This is a genomic window from Streptomyces sp. NBC_00464, from assembly GCF_036013915.1.
Lineage (GTDB): Bacteria > Actinomycetota > Actinomycetes > Streptomycetales > Streptomycetaceae > Streptomyces.
The window spans coordinates 1,376,509-1,392,072 of record NZ_CP107899.1 but is presented as its reverse complement, the minus strand read 5'-3'; the positions used below and the strand labels follow the sequence as shown (position 1 = coordinate 1,392,072).

Annotated in this window: 15 protein-coding genes; 10 read left to right on the top strand and 5 right to left on the bottom strand. The window is 70.0% G+C overall.

The window, feature by feature from the left end:
• Window positions 1-11: 11 nt before the first annotated feature.
• Entirely contained in the window at window positions 12-245 is a 234-nt protein-coding gene (locus OG912_RS05970) for a DUF7455 domain-containing protein (RefSeq protein ID WP_024489001.1), read from the bottom strand.
• Window positions 246-678: 433 nt separating this feature from the next.
• Between OG912_RS05970 and OG912_RS05965 the strand changes: the two genes are divergently transcribed.
• The 6 genes from OG912_RS05965 (at window position 679) to OG912_RS05940 (ending at window position 7,531) form a co-directional block, all read left to right on the top strand.
• Window positions 679-2,799, top strand: coding sequence for a DNA gyrase/topoisomerase IV subunit B (locus tag OG912_RS05965; protein WP_327708500.1), 2,121 nt, complete (start codon window positions 679-681; stop codon window positions 2,797-2,799).
• 215 nt (window positions 2,800-3,014) lie between these two features.
• Window positions 3,015-3,533 (top strand): DUF1453 domain-containing protein, encoded by a 519-nt coding sequence (locus tag OG912_RS05960; protein WP_327708499.1) that lies wholly within the window; start codon window positions 3,015-3,017, stop codon window positions 3,531-3,533.
• Window positions 3,530-4,693: a sensor histidine kinase gene (locus tag OG912_RS05955; RefSeq protein ID WP_327708498.1), complete on the top strand. Its 1,164-nt coding sequence runs from the start codon at window positions 3,530-3,532 to the stop codon at window positions 4,691-4,693. Before OG912_RS05960 ends, OG912_RS05955 begins: the two co-directional genes overlap by 4 nt.
• Window positions 4,690-5,367, top strand: coding sequence for a response regulator transcription factor (locus OG912_RS05950; protein ID WP_327708497.1), 678 nt, complete (start codon window positions 4,690-4,692; stop codon window positions 5,365-5,367). Before OG912_RS05955 ends, OG912_RS05950 begins: the two co-directional genes overlap by 4 nt.
• A gap of 98 nt (window positions 5,368-5,465) precedes the next feature.
• Entirely contained in the window at window positions 5,466-5,942 is a 477-nt protein-coding gene (locus OG912_RS05945) for a DUF485 domain-containing protein (RefSeq protein ID WP_327708496.1), read from the top strand.
• Entirely contained in the window at window positions 5,939-7,531 is a 1,593-nt protein-coding gene (locus tag OG912_RS05940; RefSeq protein WP_327708495.1) for a solute symporter family protein, read from the top strand. The genes OG912_RS05945 and OG912_RS05940 overlap by 4 nt, the downstream gene beginning before the upstream one ends.
• A 27-nt stretch (window positions 7,532-7,558) precedes the next feature.
• Here OG912_RS05940 and OG912_RS05935 read toward each other — a convergent pair whose 3' ends face one another.
• On the bottom strand, window positions 7,559-7,921 hold the full coding sequence (locus OG912_RS05935) for a DoxX family protein (protein WP_327713349.1): 363 nt from the start codon (window positions 7,919-7,921) through the stop codon (window positions 7,559-7,561).
• A 107-nt stretch (window positions 7,922-8,028) separates the two neighbouring features.
• On the opposite strand from OG912_RS05935, the gene OG912_RS05930 reads away from it, so the two are divergent.
• Window positions 8,029-8,412 carry a winged helix-turn-helix transcriptional regulator gene (locus OG912_RS05930; protein ID WP_327708494.1) on the top strand — a complete coding sequence of 128 codons (384 nt, stop codon included), beginning with the start codon at window positions 8,029-8,031 and terminating at the stop codon, window positions 8,410-8,412.
• Window positions 8,413-8,421: 9 nt separating this feature from the next.
• Here the strand turns inward: OG912_RS05930 and OG912_RS05925 are convergent, their stop codons facing one another.
• Both OG912_RS05925 and OG912_RS05920 read right to left on the bottom strand, forming a co-directional pair.
• Entirely contained in the window at window positions 8,422-9,102 is a 681-nt protein-coding gene (locus OG912_RS05925) for a DUF7342 family protein (protein ID WP_327708493.1), read from the bottom strand.
• Window positions 9,099-10,745 carry a sensor histidine kinase gene (locus OG912_RS05920; RefSeq protein WP_327708492.1) on the bottom strand — a complete coding sequence of 549 codons (1,647 nt, stop codon included), beginning with the start codon at window positions 10,743-10,745 and terminating at the stop codon, window positions 9,099-9,101. Before OG912_RS05920 ends, OG912_RS05925 begins: the two co-directional genes overlap by 4 nt.
• Window positions 10,746-10,842: 97 nt before the next feature.
• On the opposite strand from OG912_RS05920, the gene OG912_RS05915 reads away from it, so the two are divergent.
• The gene (locus OG912_RS05915) at window positions 10,843-11,862 is read left to right on the top strand and encodes a LacI family DNA-binding transcriptional regulator (RefSeq protein ID WP_326739296.1); all 1,020 of its coding nucleotides are present in this window, start codon (window positions 10,843-10,845) and stop codon (window positions 11,860-11,862) included.
• A gap of 29 nt (window positions 11,863-11,891) precedes the next feature.
• Here the strand turns inward: OG912_RS05915 and OG912_RS05910 are convergent, their stop codons facing one another.
• Window positions 11,892-13,178 (bottom strand): citrate synthase, encoded by a 1,287-nt coding sequence (locus tag OG912_RS05910; protein ID WP_327708491.1) that lies wholly within the window; start codon window positions 13,176-13,178, stop codon window positions 11,892-11,894.
• A 107-nt stretch (window positions 13,179-13,285) separates the two neighbouring features.
• Between OG912_RS05910 and OG912_RS05905 the strand changes: the two genes are divergently transcribed.
• Complete coding sequence (locus tag OG912_RS05905; protein ID WP_327708490.1) at window positions 13,286-14,446, top strand: citrate synthase/methylcitrate synthase; 1,161 nt, start codon at window positions 13,286-13,288, stop codon at window positions 14,444-14,446.
• Between the two features lie 19 nt (window positions 14,447-14,465).
• Window positions 14,466-15,560, top strand: coding sequence for a CobW family GTP-binding protein (locus tag OG912_RS05900; RefSeq protein ID WP_327708489.1), 1,095 nt, complete (start codon window positions 14,466-14,468; stop codon window positions 15,558-15,560).
• The last annotated feature ends 4 nt before the right edge of the window (window positions 15,561-15,564 follow it).

Below are 15,564 nucleotides of genomic sequence, written 5' to 3'. Positions count from 1 at the left end.
GATGCGAGGTGTCAGTGTTGTTCCTCTTCGGCGGCTTGGGCCTGCACGGCCGTCAGTCGGTCCGTCTCATCCTGTATTTCCGCGGCGATCTTCTTGAGTTCCGGCTCGAACTTGCGACCATGGTGGGCGCAGAAGAGCAGTTCACCGCCACTGATCAGGACGACGCGCAGGTATGCCTGGGCGCCGCAACGGTCACAGCGGTCTGCTGCGGTCAGCGGGCTCGCGGGGGTCAGAACAGTAGTCACGTCGCCTCTTCTCTAGCTCGACGAGCTGTCGTACCAGGGTCAACATCCAACCAGGCCGAAAACGTTCCCGCTCGTGGCATTTCTTCGAAACTTCTTCTCAGGATGGCTGTCTGTTGCCGGTTCGCGGCGAATGTGCCGTATTGCGTGGCGCTACGGTTTCGCGTTGCTTGTCTTGGTCGGTCCCGCCGGCTGGCTTGCCGGTTGTTCATGAGGACGTGCCCGGAGCCTAAATGGTTCATGCCTGGAAGGGAACGTGATGTGCGCGTCACTCGAAGGAGGGATCGAACGTGTATGCGAGGCTGGACTAGTGTGAGGGTTCTCCGAGGGTGGCGTTACACCCGCTCTACCAGGCCTCGGTACCCTCTCAGCGGCAACCGAAGCCGAGCCCGTTACCCACTGGGCCCCAAATGAAATTCAGCGAGGAGCGAACCGCGTGACCGCCGATACGTCCGTGCCGTCCACTGCGCTGCTGACCGGAGCAGACCAAGACGGTTCCAACTACACCGCGCGGCACCTGCTCGTACTCGAGGGGCTCGAAGCGGTTCGCAAGCGCCCTGGCATGTACATCGGGTCCACCGACAGCCGCGGCCTCATGCACTGCCTCTGGGAGATCATCGACAACTCCGTCGATGAGGCCCTCGGCGGGTACTGCGACCACATCGAGGTCATCCTTCACGACGACACCTCCGTCGAGGTCCGCGACAACGGCCGGGGCATCCCCATCGACGTGGAGCCCAAGACCGGACTGTCCGGTGTCGAGGTCGTGATGACCAAGCTGCACGCCGGAGGCAAGTTCGGCGGCGGCTCCTACGCCGCCTCCGGCGGTCTGCACGGTGTCGGCGCCTCCGTCGTCAACGCCCTCTCCGCCCGGCTCGACGTCGAGGTCGACCGCAACAGCGCGACCCACTCGATCAGCTTCCGGCGCGGGGTTCCCGGCATGTTCACCGAGCAGGGGCCGGACAGCCCCTTCGACCCGGCCAACGGGCTGCTCAAGGGCAAGCGGGTCCCGAAGACGCGCACCGGTACCAGGGTGCGGTACTGGGCCGACCGGCAGATCTTCCTCAAGGAAGCCAAGCTCAACCTGGAGACGCTCTACCAGCGGGCCCGCCAGACGGCCTTCCTCGTCCCCGGTCTCACCATCGTCGTGCGCGACGAGCGTGGCCTGGACGGAGAGGGCAAGACGGAGGAGACCTTCCGCTACGACGGCGGGATCAGTGAGTTCTGCGAGTACCTCGCCCAGGACAAGGCCGTCTGCGACGTCCTGCGTCTGACCGGGCAGGGCACGTTCAAGGAGACCGTGCCCGTACTCGACGAGGTCGGCCACATGACGGCGACCGAGGTCACGCGGGAGCTGGTCGTCGACATCGCCATGCGCTGGGGCACCGGGTACGACACCAACCTGAAGTCCTTCGTCAACATCATCGCCACCCCCAAGGGCGGCACCCATGTATCCGGTTTCGAACGCTCTGTGACCAAGACGGTCAACGAGGTCCTTCGTTCCGCGAAGATGCTGCGCGTCGCCGAGGACGACATCGTCAAGGACGACGCGCTGGAGGGTCTCACCGCGGTCGTGACCGTACGGCTGGCGGAGCCGCAGTTCGAAGGGCAGACCAAGGAGGTGCTCGGCACCTCGGCGGCCAACCGGATCGTCGCCAACGTCGTGGCCAAGGAGCTCAAGGCGTTCCTGACCTCCACCAAGCGGGACGCGAAGGCACAGGCCAGGGCGGTCCTGGAGAAGGCGGTGGCAGCGGCCAGGACCCGTATCGCCGCCCGGCAGCACAAGGATGCGCAGCGTCGCAAGACGGCTCTGGAGTCCTCCTCCCTGCCGGCGAAGCTCGCCGACTGCCGCAGTGACGACGTGGAGCGCAGCGAGCTGTTCATCGTGGAGGGCGACTCCGCGCTCGGCACCGCCAAGCTGGCACGGAACAGCGAGTTCCAGGCGCTGCTGCCGATCCGCGGCAAGATCCTCAACGTTCAGAAGGCATCCGTCTCCGACATGCTGAAGAACGCCGAGTGCGGGGCGATCATCCAGGTCATAGGAGCCGGGTCCGGCCGGACGTTCGACATCGACGCCGCCCGTTACGGCAAGATCGTGCTGCTGGTCGACGCCGACGTGGACGGCGCCCACATCCGCATCCTGCTGCTGACGCTCTTCCAGCGGTACATGCGGCCCATGGTCGAGGCGGGGCGGGTCTTCGCCGCTGTGCCGCCGCTGCACCGGATCGAGCTGGTCCAGCCGAAGAAGGGGCAGGACAAGTACATCTACACGTACTCGGACAACGAGCTGCGCCAGCGGCTGCTGGAGCTCCAGCGGAAGAACGTCCGGTACAAGGACTCGATCCAGCGCTACAAGGGTCTGGGCGAGATGGACGCCGACCAGCTGGCGGAGACGACGATGGATCCCCGCCATCGCACGCTGCGGCGGATCAACATCGGCGATCTGGAATCGTCCGAGAAGGTCTTCGATCTGCTGATGGGCAACGAGGTGGCGCCCCGCAAGGAGTTCATCACCAGCTCGGCGGCCACGCTGGACCGCTCGCGCATCGACGTCTGAGCCTGCGTCCCGCCGCGAGGCACTTCGCCGGACCGAGCCGCAACCCGGCACTTCGCCCGGCCGAGCCGCCGGACCGAGCCGCCGCACCGAGCCGTTGTCTCCACCCACGGGTGGAGACAACGGCTCCACCCGTGATCCACCCCTGAGCCGATCCCCTGACCTGGTCCTTTCCGTAGCGTCGAAGTGACAGAACTTCCCGCAACTCGGAGGCGCCCATGTCCGGGCTCGTCAACGTACTGGTGATCGTCGCGGTCATCGCTTTCGTCGTGGTCCGCCAGTGCTCGGCGCAGCAGATCTCGGGCGACCGGCGATGGTGGGTCCTGCCGGGCGTCCTGCTCGTCATGGCTCTGCGTGAGCCCGGACTGGTGGATCCGCGTCATGAAGCGGTGTCCGTCGTGATCCTGGGTGCCGAACTGGCCGTGGGTCTGGTCACCGGCGCCGGCTGGGCGTGGACGGCCCGGCTCTGGCGCGCCGAGGACGGGACCCTTTGGAGCAAGGGCACCAAGGCGACGGTCTACGTCTGGACCGGAGGCCTGATCCTGCGAACGGCTCTGTACGGGCTTGCCGTGGTGCTGGGCATACATCAGGGCGGCCCCGCCCTGATGATGGCTCTCGCGGTCACCCTGCTGGTGCGCAGTGCCGTGCTGGCCCGGCGGGCCGCGGAGATATCGCAGTCGTCCCGTGGGCCTGCCGACCGTGTGCCGTTCCGACCGGCAAGGAAGGACCGCGTGTGACACCCGCTGCCTGGACGAGTTGGCCGTCGAGGGAGGCCCTCGTGCGGGAGAGCCGTACCCGCGCACGGGCCGTGATCGGCTGGTTCGTACGGGGCGGGTTGCTCACCCTGATGCTCTGGGGGACCTTCACCGGCGGGCTGTTCGGCCCGTGGGAGATCGTGGTCGGTCTGGCCGGGGTGGCGGGCTGCGCGGCGGTCGCCGTGGCCTTCTTCCGGACCAGCCTGGAGAACCGCCTGTGGCCCTCGCTCGGGCTGCTGGTCCTGCTGATGCTCGCGGCGTTCGGTGCGCAACAGGCGGGGGCCGGTGTGCCTGCCGCGGTGCTCTGGTGCGGCTGCGCCGTCACCGCGCTGGAGCGGCTGCCGCTCGCGGCGGGCGTCCCCGTGACGGCGGCGGCGCTCGGCGCGTATGCCGTCGTGAACACCGACAGCTGGCTGAGCACGGCCTTGACCACGGCGGGGCTCTGCCTCGGGGGGTATGTCCTGCGTCTGGACGCCGAAGCTCGCGGAAGCGCGCAGCGGCTGCTGGCCCAGGAGCGGGCGGCCCGGGTGGCGGAGGCCGAGACGGCCGCGTTGGACGAACGGTCCAGGATCGCCCGGGAGATCCATGACGTGCTCGCGCACAGCCTCTCCGCGCAGTTGGTGCACCTGGAGGCAGCGCGGTTGCTCATCGAGAGGGAGCCCGCTGGGGAGTTCAGGGACCAGGTGCTGCAGCGGGTGGTCGCCGCCCGTTCGATGGCCCGTGAGGGCCTCGCGGAGACCCGTCAGGCGCTCTCGGCCCTGCGTGGCGAGGTGTCGCCGGTGGAGGAGTTCCTGCGACAGCTGGTGGTGGCGGAGCCGGCCGAGGTCCGGGTGGAGGGGGAGCAGCGGATGCTGACCGCCGAGGCCTCGCAGGCGGTCCGGCGGGTGGCGCAGGAGGCACTGACCAATGTGCGCAAGCACGCACCGGGGGCCAGGGTGCTGATCCGGCTGGAGTATCTGCCGGATGTGATCGCCCTGGAGGTCAGCGATTCGGGTGGTATCGGTGCCGGTGACGAGCTCGCTGTCAGCGGCTCCGGCTACGGTCTGCTGGGGATGAGGGAGCGCGCCGAACTGCTGGGCGGAACGCTGGAGGCCGGTCCCGGCGAGGAGGGGTTCGTGGTGAGTCTTCGGGTGCCCGCGTGAGCGCGCGGGTGGTGGTCGCCGACGATCAGTCGGTGGTGCGTGAGGGAATCGTCATGCTCCTGGGCCTGCTGCCCGGGATCGAGGTGGTCGCCTCGGCGAAGGACGGGGAGGAGGCTGTCGCCCTTGTGGCCGAACACGCCCCGGACGTCGTCCTGATGGACCTGAGAATGCCCCGCTGCGACGGCGTGGAGGCGACGCGCCGTATCCGCAGGGACTTTCCCGGTACCCAGGTCGTGGTGCTGACGACCTTCGACGACGACGATTCGCTCTTCCCCGCGCTCCGGGCGGGGGCCCGCGGCTACCTCACCAAGGACGCCGGGGGCGACGAGATCGTGCGGGCCATTCAGGCGGTGCTCTCGGGCGAGGCGGGTCTCTCGCCCACCATCCAGCGCCGTCTGCTGGAGCAGGTCACCACGGGGCCCCAGCCGTCCGCCGGCGGCGCTGAGGCCGGGCTGCCCGACGGGATGACGTCTCGTGAGGCCGAGGTGCTCGTGCTGATCGCCGAAGGGATGTCCAACGCGGAGATCGCTCGGAGCCTGCATATTTCGCAGGCCACGGTGAAGAGCCATATCAACAACCTGTTCGCCAAGGCGGGGCTTCGCGACCGGGCCCAGGCGGTTCGCTATGCGTACGTTCGAGGACTCGCACAGCCGCCCGGGACATCCTTCACCTGAAGAGGTGAAGTCCGGGGAATGAAGTGCCCGGGATCTTCCCGATCTGCCCATTCTTGGGTACGCGGCCGAAGTGGTCCGTGGACCAGGGGAGTTGTTCGGTGGAGAAGGAAGCAGGGCGCGAGGCCGCGGCGACGCGACTCGAAGACCCGTGGTACGACGCGCTGGCCTCCGGATGGGGGGAACTGGACGGCACGGGGAGCTTCGCGCCCGCCGCGGTGCCTGGCCCCGTCGCACCCCGGAGCGGTCGCAGTGCGGCGGAGATCTATCTGGAGGTGCAGCGCAGCGAGGCCTTCCAGGAGGTGCGCCGGCGGTACCGGCGGTTCGTCGTCCCCGCCACCCTCGCCTTCCTCGTCTGGTACCTCGCCTACGTCGTCACGGCGGTCACCGCACCCGGTCTGATGGCCCGTCCGGTGGCCGGGGCGGTCAACGTCGCCATGGTCGCGGGACTGGGCCAGTTCCTCACCACGTTCCTGCTCACCGGGGCGTACGCACGGCATGCGCGGCTGCGCAGGGACCGGGCCGCGCTCGATCTGCGCTGGGACACTCAGGAGATGACGCGGGGGATCGGGCGTTGAGCGGGAACCACCAGACTCTGGCGCTCCTGCTGTTCAGCGCTTTCATCGCCGTCACGCTGGGCATCACGACCTGGGTGAGCCGCAACCGGCAGGGTTCGGCCGAGGAGTTCTACGCGGGCGGCCGACTGTTCTCGCCCATGGAGAACGGTTTCGCCATCGCCGGCGACTACATGTCGGCCGCATCGTTCCTCGGTATCTCCGGAGTGATCGCCCTCTACGGCTACGACGGCATGCTCTACTCGGTCGGCTTCCTGGTGGCCTGGCTCGTCGTCCTGCTGCTCGTGGCGGAACTCGTCCGTAACTGCGGCCGGTTCACCCTCGCCGACGTGGTGGCGGCCCGGATGGCGGAGCGCCCGGTCCGGATCGCTGCCGGGACCTCCTCCGTCACCGTCTCCGTGCTCTATCTGGTTGCGCAGATGGTGGGGGCGGGCAGCCTCGTCGCCCTGCTCCTCGGCGGGACGAGCGGCGCCGCGCGGTCCTGGACGGTCATCGGTGTCGGTGCGCTCATGGTGGTGTACGTATCGCTCGGCGGAATGCGCGCCACCACCTGGATCCAGATCGTCAAGGCCGTCCTGCTGATGGCGGGCACCGTGGTGCTCACCGTGCTGGTCCTCGTGCACTTCCACGGCAACGTCAACGAGTTGCTCAACTCGGCCGCCGACCGGAGCGGGTACGGCAAGGAGTTCCTCTCGCCGGGCCTGCGCTACGGCGGGAGCTGGACGGCGCGCGTCGACTTCATCAGCCTGGGCCTGGCTCTGGTGCTCGGCACGGCGGGACTTCCGCACATCCTGTCGCGCTTTTACACCGTGCCCACGGCCCGTGCCGCCCGCCGGTCGGTCGTCTGGTCCATCGGCCTCATCGGCAGCTTCTACCTGATGACGATCGTGCTCGGGTTCGGGGCGGCGGCGCTGGTCGGCTCGGCCGACGTACGGGAGTCGAACCCCGCCGGGAACACGGCCGTTCCGCTGCTTGCCCTGGTCCTCGGCGGCGGTGAGGGCTCGACCGGGGGAACGATTCTGTTTGCCGTGGTAGCCGCCGTGGCCTTCGCGACCATCCTGGCGGTCGTCGCCGGCATCACCCTCGCCTCATCGGCGTCCGTCGCCCATGACCTCTACGCCTCGCTCAGGCGACCCGGCTCCCGGGAGCACAGCGAGGTTGCCGTGGCCAGGGTCGCCGCGGCGGGGATCGGAGTGGTAGCCATCGGGCTCGGCCTGCTCGCCCAGGACCTGAATGTGGCATTCCTGGTCGGTCTGGCCTTTGCGGTCGCCGCCTCGGCGAACCTGCCGGTGCTGCTCTTCTCGTTGTTCTGGCGGAAGTTCACCACGCGCGGGGCGGTCTGGTCGGTCTACGGCGGTCTGATTCCCGCCGTTCTGCTCGTCCTGCTCTCCCCGGTCGTCTCGGGCAGTCCCACCTCCCTCTTCCCGGGCGTGGACTTCCAGCTCTTCCCCCTGGAGAACCCCGGCCTGGTCTCCATCCCGCTGGGCTTCCTGGCCGGCTGGATCGGCACGGTGACTTCGGCCGAGCCGCCCGACGAGGCCAAGCACGCGGAGACCGAGGTCCGTGCACTCACCGGAGCCGGCGCGGTGTGACAGGAGCCCACGGCCTCCTCCCACACCTCACCAGATCGTGGCGAGCCATGCCGTCACCGCGGCGAGCACGATGAGGGCGGCGTTGAGTCCGGTCTCCTTGACCTCACCCCGGGACAGGTGCAGGGCGGTCGCCGGCACCTGGAGCGCGAGCAGGCCCAGGGCTGCCGCCATCGCGAGGAAGGGCGCGATCCCTGTGAGCGGCGGCAGCAGCAGACCGGCGGCGCCGATGATCTCGACGGCGCCGATGACCCGGACCAGCCACATCGGAACCGTGTCCACCCAGCCCATCATCGGCGCCAGCCGCTCCTGGCTCTGTGCGGCCTTCTTGCCACCCGCGTACAGGTAGAAGGCCGCCAGGAGCCCGGCGACGATCCAGTAGGCGATCTCCATGTTCGTGTCCTCCGTCATGGTGACGACTTGTAAGCAGGCACATAGTCGGTGACTATCGGAACGCTTACAAAAGGCACACGGGTGTGCCTTGCGAACAGGGGACGCCGATGTCGAAGTACCGCCACAGCTGCCTCATCCGAGGCGACGGAGGCCGGGCGATCCGCGGCATCCTGGACCGCATCGGCGACAAATGGACCCTGCTGGTGGTGGCCACCCTCGATGGCGAACGCATGCGCTTCACCGAGCTCCGGGAACGTATCCCCGGGATCTCGCAGCGCATGCTCACCCGCACCGTCCGGCAGCTGGAGCGCGACGGACTGGTGTCCCGCACGGTGTTCCCCGAGGTCCCGCCGCGGGTCGAGTACGAACTCACCGCGAGGGGACGCACTCTGATCGAGCCCGCTGTGAAGCTGGCCGAGTGGGCAGTCGACCACAACCCGGGCATCGAGCTGAGCCAGTCGTCCTACGACGCGGAGCACCCCCGCCCGTAGGGATCACGGTCACGCGCCGTTGGCAGCCCACACATAGCGGTGTTCGGGGCGCCCCGTCTCGCCGTACCGCAAGGTCAGCCGGACGCGCCCCGACCGTTCCAACAGCTTCAGATAGCGCTGGGCCGTCTGTCGGCTCATCCCGGCGCTCTCCGCGATCTCCTGGGCGGAGAGCGGGCCGTCGGAGCCGCGGAGCGCCTTGCGGACGAGTTCGGCCGTCGTGGTCGAGTGCCCCTTGGGCAGATCGGGCTCGCCCGCCGCCCACAGGGCGCCGAAGAGCCGGTCCACCTCGCCCTGTTCGGCCTCGCCGCCGCTTTCCAGAGTGCGCCGCAGCGTGGCGTAGGCCTCCAGCTTGGTCCGCAGCCCTGCGTACGTGAACGGCTTGACCAGGTACTGGAGGGCGCCCTGGCGCATGGCCTCCTGGACCGTGGCGACGTCGCGCGCCGCCGTCACCATGATCACGTCGGTGCGGTGGCCGCGACTGCGCAGCTCCCGCACCACGGCAAGGCCACTGCGGTCGGGCATGTAGTGGTCCAGCAGGATCAGGTCCACGGGCCCCGCCTCGACCGCGGCGAGCGCGTCGGCGGCGCAGTGCACCTGAGCGGCCACCCGGAAGCCGGGCACCTTCGAGACGTAAGCGGCATTGATCCGCGCGACACGGACATCGTCGTCGACGACCAGGACCTCGATCACTGAGCTGCTCCCGCCATGTCGGATTCCGCTGCGGTCAGGGCATCGGGGAGTACGACGGTGAATACGGCCCCGCCCTCGTCCGCCGTGTTCACCACCACGCTGCCGCCCTGCCGCTCGGCCAGCCGGCGTACCAGCGCGAGCCCGAGGCCGCGCTTGCCGTGCGCCGGGAGTTCCTTGGTCGACCAGCCCTCCGTGAAGATCGATTCGAGCTGGCCGGGCGGGACGCCGGGGCCGCTGTCGCGGACCCGCAGCACCACCGTACGGCCCTCGGCCCGCAGACCCACCTCGATCAGGGCTCCCTTCGATCCGGAAGCCGCGTCCAGTGCGTTGTCGACCAGGTTGCCGACGATCGTCACGAGCCCGCGAGGGTCGACGAGCCGGTCCGGAAGCAGGGTGCCGGGCGCCATGCGCAGGGCGACACCGCGCTCCGCGGCCACCGTCGCCTTGCCGACCAGCAGTGCGGCAAGCAGCGGATCCCGGACCTTCTCGGTGATCTGCTCCGCGGTGGCCCGGTGGACGCCGACGACCTCGGTGACGAACTCCCTCGCGTCCTCGTGCAGCTCCAGCTCCAGCAGGCCGAGGAGCGTGTGCAGCCGGTTGGCGTGCTCGTGGTCCTGGGCGCGCAGGGCGTCGATCAGTCCCCGGGTGGAGTCGAGCTCCCGGCCGAGGTGTTCGAGCTCAGTGCGGTCGCGAAGAGTGACGACGGCGCCTCCGTCGGCCGTCGGCATGCGGTTGGCGAGGAGCACCCGGCTGCCGCGCACGGTCAGCAGGTCCTCGCCCGCCACGTCGCCGGCCAGCACATCGGTGGTCCGCCCGGTGCCGAACACCTCGGCCAGCGGACGGCCCGACGCCTCGGCCCCCACCCCGAGCAGCCGCTGCGCCTCGTCGTTCAGAAGCCGGATACGGCCGCTCCGGTCGAGCGCGACCACCCCCTCCCGGATGCTGTGCAGCATCGCCTCGCGCTCCGTCAGCAGCGCGGCGATATCGGAGAAGGCCAGGTCGTGGGTCTGCCGCTGCAGGCGTCGGGAGATCAGATAGGCGGCCAGCGCTCGGACGGCCAGTGCCCCGCCCGCGTAGGCGAGCAGGCCCGGGATCGCCGCGAGGAGCCGGGCGCGGACGTTGTCGTAAGAGATGCCGACGGAGACCGCACCGGCGATGTGCCCGGACCCGTCGCGCAACGGCACCTTGCCCCGGGCCGAGCGTCCGAGCGTGCCGCTGTCGATTTCCCGCACGTCCTGGCCCGCCAGCGCCTTGCCGGGGTCGGTGGAGACGACCCGTCCGATCCGTGCAGGGTCGGGATGCGACCAGCGCACCCCGTGGCGGTCCATCACGACGACGTACTCGGCGCCCGTGGCGCGCCTGATCCGCTCCGCGGCGGACTGGACGGGGCCCTGGGCCGCCGGGGCCGTGGTGAGCAGTGCCTCGGCGATCTGCGGCTGGGCAGCCGTGCTCTGCGCGATGGACAGGGCCCGGCGCATCGCCTGGTCGTCGAGTTGGGCGCTGAGGGGTGCCAGAAAGAGGCCGGTGGCGAGTACGGTGACGCCGGTGGCGATGGCCAGTTGCATCAGCAGCACCTGCGAGAAGACGCGCTGGGGCCAGCCGAGTCGGCGCGGTCTCCTGACCGTGGGCGGTGGGGCGCTCATCGTAGAGACGGTAGAGGGCATTCCGGTGCTTTCCGAAATTCGTCTCGTTTCCAGATCCACGCAATCAGCTTGCGTTTTTTGCGCTAATCTTGCGTGCATGACGCGACGACTTGCCCAGGTGGCGCAGAAGGTTGGAGTCAGCGAGGCCACGGTCAGCCGGGTACTCAATGGCAAACCGGGTGTTTCCGACGCCACGCGGCAGGCCGTTCTGTCCGCGCTGGATGTCCTCGGCTACGAGCGCCCGACCCAGCTGCGCGGCGAACGGGCCCGGCTGGTCGGGCTGGTCCTGCCCGAGCTGCAGAACCCGATCTTCCCGGCCTTCGCCGAGGTGGTCGGCGGTGCGCTCGCGCAGCAGGGGCTGACCCCGGTGCTGTGCACCCAGACCAAGGGCGGGGTCTCCGAGGCGGACTACGTCGAGCTGCTGCTGCAGCAGCAGGTCTCGGGCGTGGTCTTCGCGGGTGGCCTCTACGCCCAGGCCGATGCCCCGCACGATCACTACAAGGTGCTGGCCGACCGCAAGATCCCGGTCGTCCTGATCAACGCGGCCATCGCCCACCTCGGCTTCCCCTGTGTGTCCTGCGACGACTCGGTGGCCGTCGAGCAGGCCTGGCGTCACCTGGTCTCGCTGGGGCACGAGCGTATCGGCCTGGTGCTCGGCCCCTCGGACCACATGCCCTCGCAGCGCAAGCTGGCCGCCGCCCGGGTGCTCGCCGAGGCGTCCGGCACCACCATTCCGGACGAGTGGGTGGCCAGGGCGATGTTCTCGCTGGAGGGCGGGCAGGCGGCCGCCATGCGGCTGCTGGACCAGGGCGTCACCGGCTTCATCTGCGCCAGTGACCCGCTCGCCCTGGGTGCGGTCCGCGCGGCACGCCGCCGGGGCCTCTCGGTCCCCGCGGACGTCTCCGTCGTCGGGTACGACGACTCGGCGTTCATGAACTGCACCGAGCCGCCGCTCACCACCGTCCGCCAGCCGATCGAGGCCATGGGGCGGGCCGCCGTCGAGCTGCTCTCCGTGCAGATCGGGGGCCGTACGGTGCCGTCCGACGAGCTGCTCTTCGAGCCGGAGCTGGTGGTGCGGGGTTCAACGGCCCAGCCGCCGCGCGGTGCTTCCCGCTGACCGTCGCTAATTTGCGCTGAGGGAATCGCCTATTGCGATACGACGGTGGGCAGCGGCTGAGGAGGCTGCGGGCCGGTGTACTGCCCGCTGGGGCGCATCCGCAGCGGACGTTCCCCGTACTCCTCCAGGGCATGCGCGATCCAGCCGGCCGTGCGGGCGATCGCGAACACCGTCTCTCCCGCCTCCGCAGCCATGCCCGAGGAGACGGAGAACACAGCGAGCGCCAGGTCGACATTGGCGTGCAGCGGGGCGTGGCGGGCGGTCGTGGCGACGACATCACGGGCGGCGGCCAGGGCGGGCGCGGCCTGCGGGATCTCGGCGAGCAGCTCGAAGAGGGTGTGGGCCCGGGGGTCCTCGCCGGTGTAGAGCCGGTGCCCGAGCCCCGGCACCCGGCGTCCGGTACGCAGATGGTCCGCGACCACCGGAGCGGCCCCGCCCCGCTCCAGGGCCTCGGCCAGCATGCGGTGTGCCAGCCCGCTCGCGGCGCCGTGCAGAGGGCCCTCCAGCACCCCGAGCCCCGCCGAGACCACGGCGTACGGATGGGCGCGGGCAGAGGCGGCGACCCGCGCCGCCAGGGTGGATGCGGCCAGATCGTGGTCGATCAGCAGTCCCAGCGCGGTGTCCAGTACGGCCAGTGACGCCTCGTCGGCCGGACGGCCGGTGAGTTTCGGCCACAGCTGACGTGCCAGGCGGGGCGGCGCCGCCCCGTCAGCAGCTCCGCGGTCCTCCGCGACCGTCGGCAGTGCCGCGACCAGCGTCGGGATCAGGCTCCGGGCGCCGCCGAGCACCGCCTCGCGCGACAGGTCGAAACGCAGCGGATCGGCCGCGGCCGCAGCAACCACCGCCACCCGCAGCCGGTCCGTCGAACCGCAGTGGGGTGGCAGCGCACCGACCGCCCTGCGGGCCGCGGTGACTGCCTCGGCCGGCGCCGTGAAACGGATGCCGGGCCGCAGTTCCCCGGTCCAGAGCCACTCCGCGACCTCCTCGTACGCATGGCGCCGGGCCAGCTCCGTGGCGTCGACGCCACGGAAGAAGTACCGGTCGCTCCCGATGAGCGTGATGCCGGTGGGGAAGGACAGCGCGCCGGCCGGGGCGGCCGGCTCCCTGCGTCCCGTGCGCCGGGCCAGGGCGTCGACCTCCGCCGCGTCGAACGTGCTTCCGCGACCGCCCGGGGCGCGGTTGCTGCTGAGCTGGCCCCGGCTCACGTACGCGTACACCGTCTCGGGCTTCACGCCCAGACGTTCGGCCGTCTCGCGGGTGGTGAGCCGCTGCGCCGGGGGCTCGGTGAAGCCGGCTGCGCCTGCTTGATCCGTCATGCTGTCCACCGTATCCATATTGATTGAATCAACATTGACAGAACTCAAGTCAAGCATGGACAGTCGAATCAATGTCAACAGCAACGCGCATGTCCATGGAGGCAGCAATGACGACCACCACCGTCGGCACACCGCCCGATGTCCCCCGGGGGCTCGCGGGTGTCGTCGTCACCGATACCGCCCTCGGCGACGTCCGGGGCCGCGAGGGCTTCTACCACTACCGGCAGTACTCGGCGATCGAGCTGGCGCAGACCCGCAGTTTCGAGGACGTCTGGTACCTGATGACCGAGGGGGAACTGCCCGGCCCGGCCGCCCGCGTCGACTTCGCCACCCGTACCGCCGGGCTGCGCCGGCTGCCCGCCGCGGTGCGCGACGCGCTGCCGGCCATAGCCCGTGCGGGCGCCGCGTCCGGTCCGCTCGCGGGACTGCGCACGGCGCTCTCCCTGCTCGGTGCCTCGGCCGGCTTCCGCCCGGTGTACGACATCGACGAGGAACGGCGCCGCGGCGACGCCCTGACCGCGTGCGCAGCCGTTCCCACCGTGCTTACCGCCCTGTACCGCCTCGGCCGCGGTCTCGAACCGGTAGAGCCGCGCGACGACCTGCCCTACGCGGCCAACTACCTCTACATGCTCACCGGTTCCGTACCGGACGCCGACCGGGTCAGGGCCGTGGAGCAGTACCTGATCTCCACCGTCGACCACGGATTCAACGCCTCGACCTTCACCGGCCGCGTCGTGGCCTCCACCGGGGCGGACATCGCCGCCTGCCTGGTGGCCGCCGTCGGCGCACTCTCCGGGCCGCTGCACGGCGGCGCCCCCAGCCGCGCCCTCGACACCCTGGACGCCATCGGCACCCCCGACCGCATCGACGGCTGGATCCGCGAGCGCGTGCTCGCCGGTGACCGGATCATGGGCTTCGGGCATCCGGTCTATCGCACCGAGGACCCGCGTTCGCGCATGCTGAAGTCCATCGCCCAGGGCTTCGGGGGCCCGCTCGTGGACTTCGCGGTCGAGGTGGAACGCCAGGTCGAGGCGATCCTCGCCGAGCTCAAGCCGGGGCGCGAGCTCCACACCAACGTGGAGTTCTACGCCGGAGTGGTCATGGAGCTGTGCGGGCTGCCGCGCGAGATGTTCACCCCGACCTTCTGCGCGGCGCGGGTCGTCGGCTGGAGCGCCAATATCCTGGAGCAGGCGGAGGACTCGAAGATCATCCGCCCGGCGGCCCGCTACATCGGTCCGCCCCCGCCCCAGCCGGTCCCGGCCGTGTGACACCGCAGGAAGGCCCCCGTTGAACGCGTCGCCCCCGCCCCGCATCAGGCAGATCCCCGTCATCGTCCTCGCGGGATTCCTGGGATCCGGCAAGACGACGCTGCTCAACCACCTCCTGCACCATCGCGGGGGAAACCGCATCGGCGTGATCGTCAACGACTTCGGGTCCATCGAGATCGATGCCATGACCGTCTCCGGCCAGGTCGGCTCGACGGTCTCGCTGGGCGGCGGCTGTCTGTGCTGCGCGGTCGACGCGAGCGAACTGGACACCTACCTGGAGACCCTGACCCGGCCCACCGCCCGCCTCGACGTGATCGTCATCGAGGCGAGCGGGCTCGCGGAACCCCAGGAACTCGTACGGATGCTCCTGGCCAGTGACAACCCGCACATCGTGTACGGGGGACTGGTCGAGGTGGTCGACGCCGCCGAGTTCGCCGCGACCCGGGAGCGCCACCCGGAGATCGACCGGCATCTCGCCGTCGCCGACCTCGTCGTGCTGAACAAGACGGACCGGGCCGGGCAGGAGGAACGGGCGCTCATCGGGGAGGCTGTCGCGGCGACCGGCAGTACGGCGGCCGTCATCCCCGCCACGTACGGACGCATCGACCCGGAGCTGCTGTTCGATCCGGCGCTGCGGCCCGACGGCGAGGAGAAGGCGCGCCAGCTCACCTTCGAGGACCTGTACCTGGAGGAGCGGGCGCGGGAGACCGGCGAGGAGCACGGGGCCCATCTGCACACGGCGTACGAGAGCGTCGACTTCACCTCCGACGTGCCGATGGACCCCCGTCGGCTGATGGAGTTCCTCGACTCCAGGCCCGGGGGCCTCTACCGGATCAAGGGCTACGTCGACTTCGGCGCGGGAGATGCGGACAACGCATACGCGGTGCACGCCGTCGGCAGGTTCCTGCGGTTCGCCCCGCGGCCCTGGACACGCGGTGAGGCGCGGCTGACCCGTCTCGTCCTCATCGGCTCCGGCATCGACGCACAGGCCCTGCGCAAGGAACTGGAAGGCTGCCGGGCGCCGGGGCGGGAAACGACGCAGGACGCCGCACACGAGCGATCCATGTGGGGCGTCCTGCGGTACGTGCAACAGCCAGGCGACGACGACGCGTAGCGCC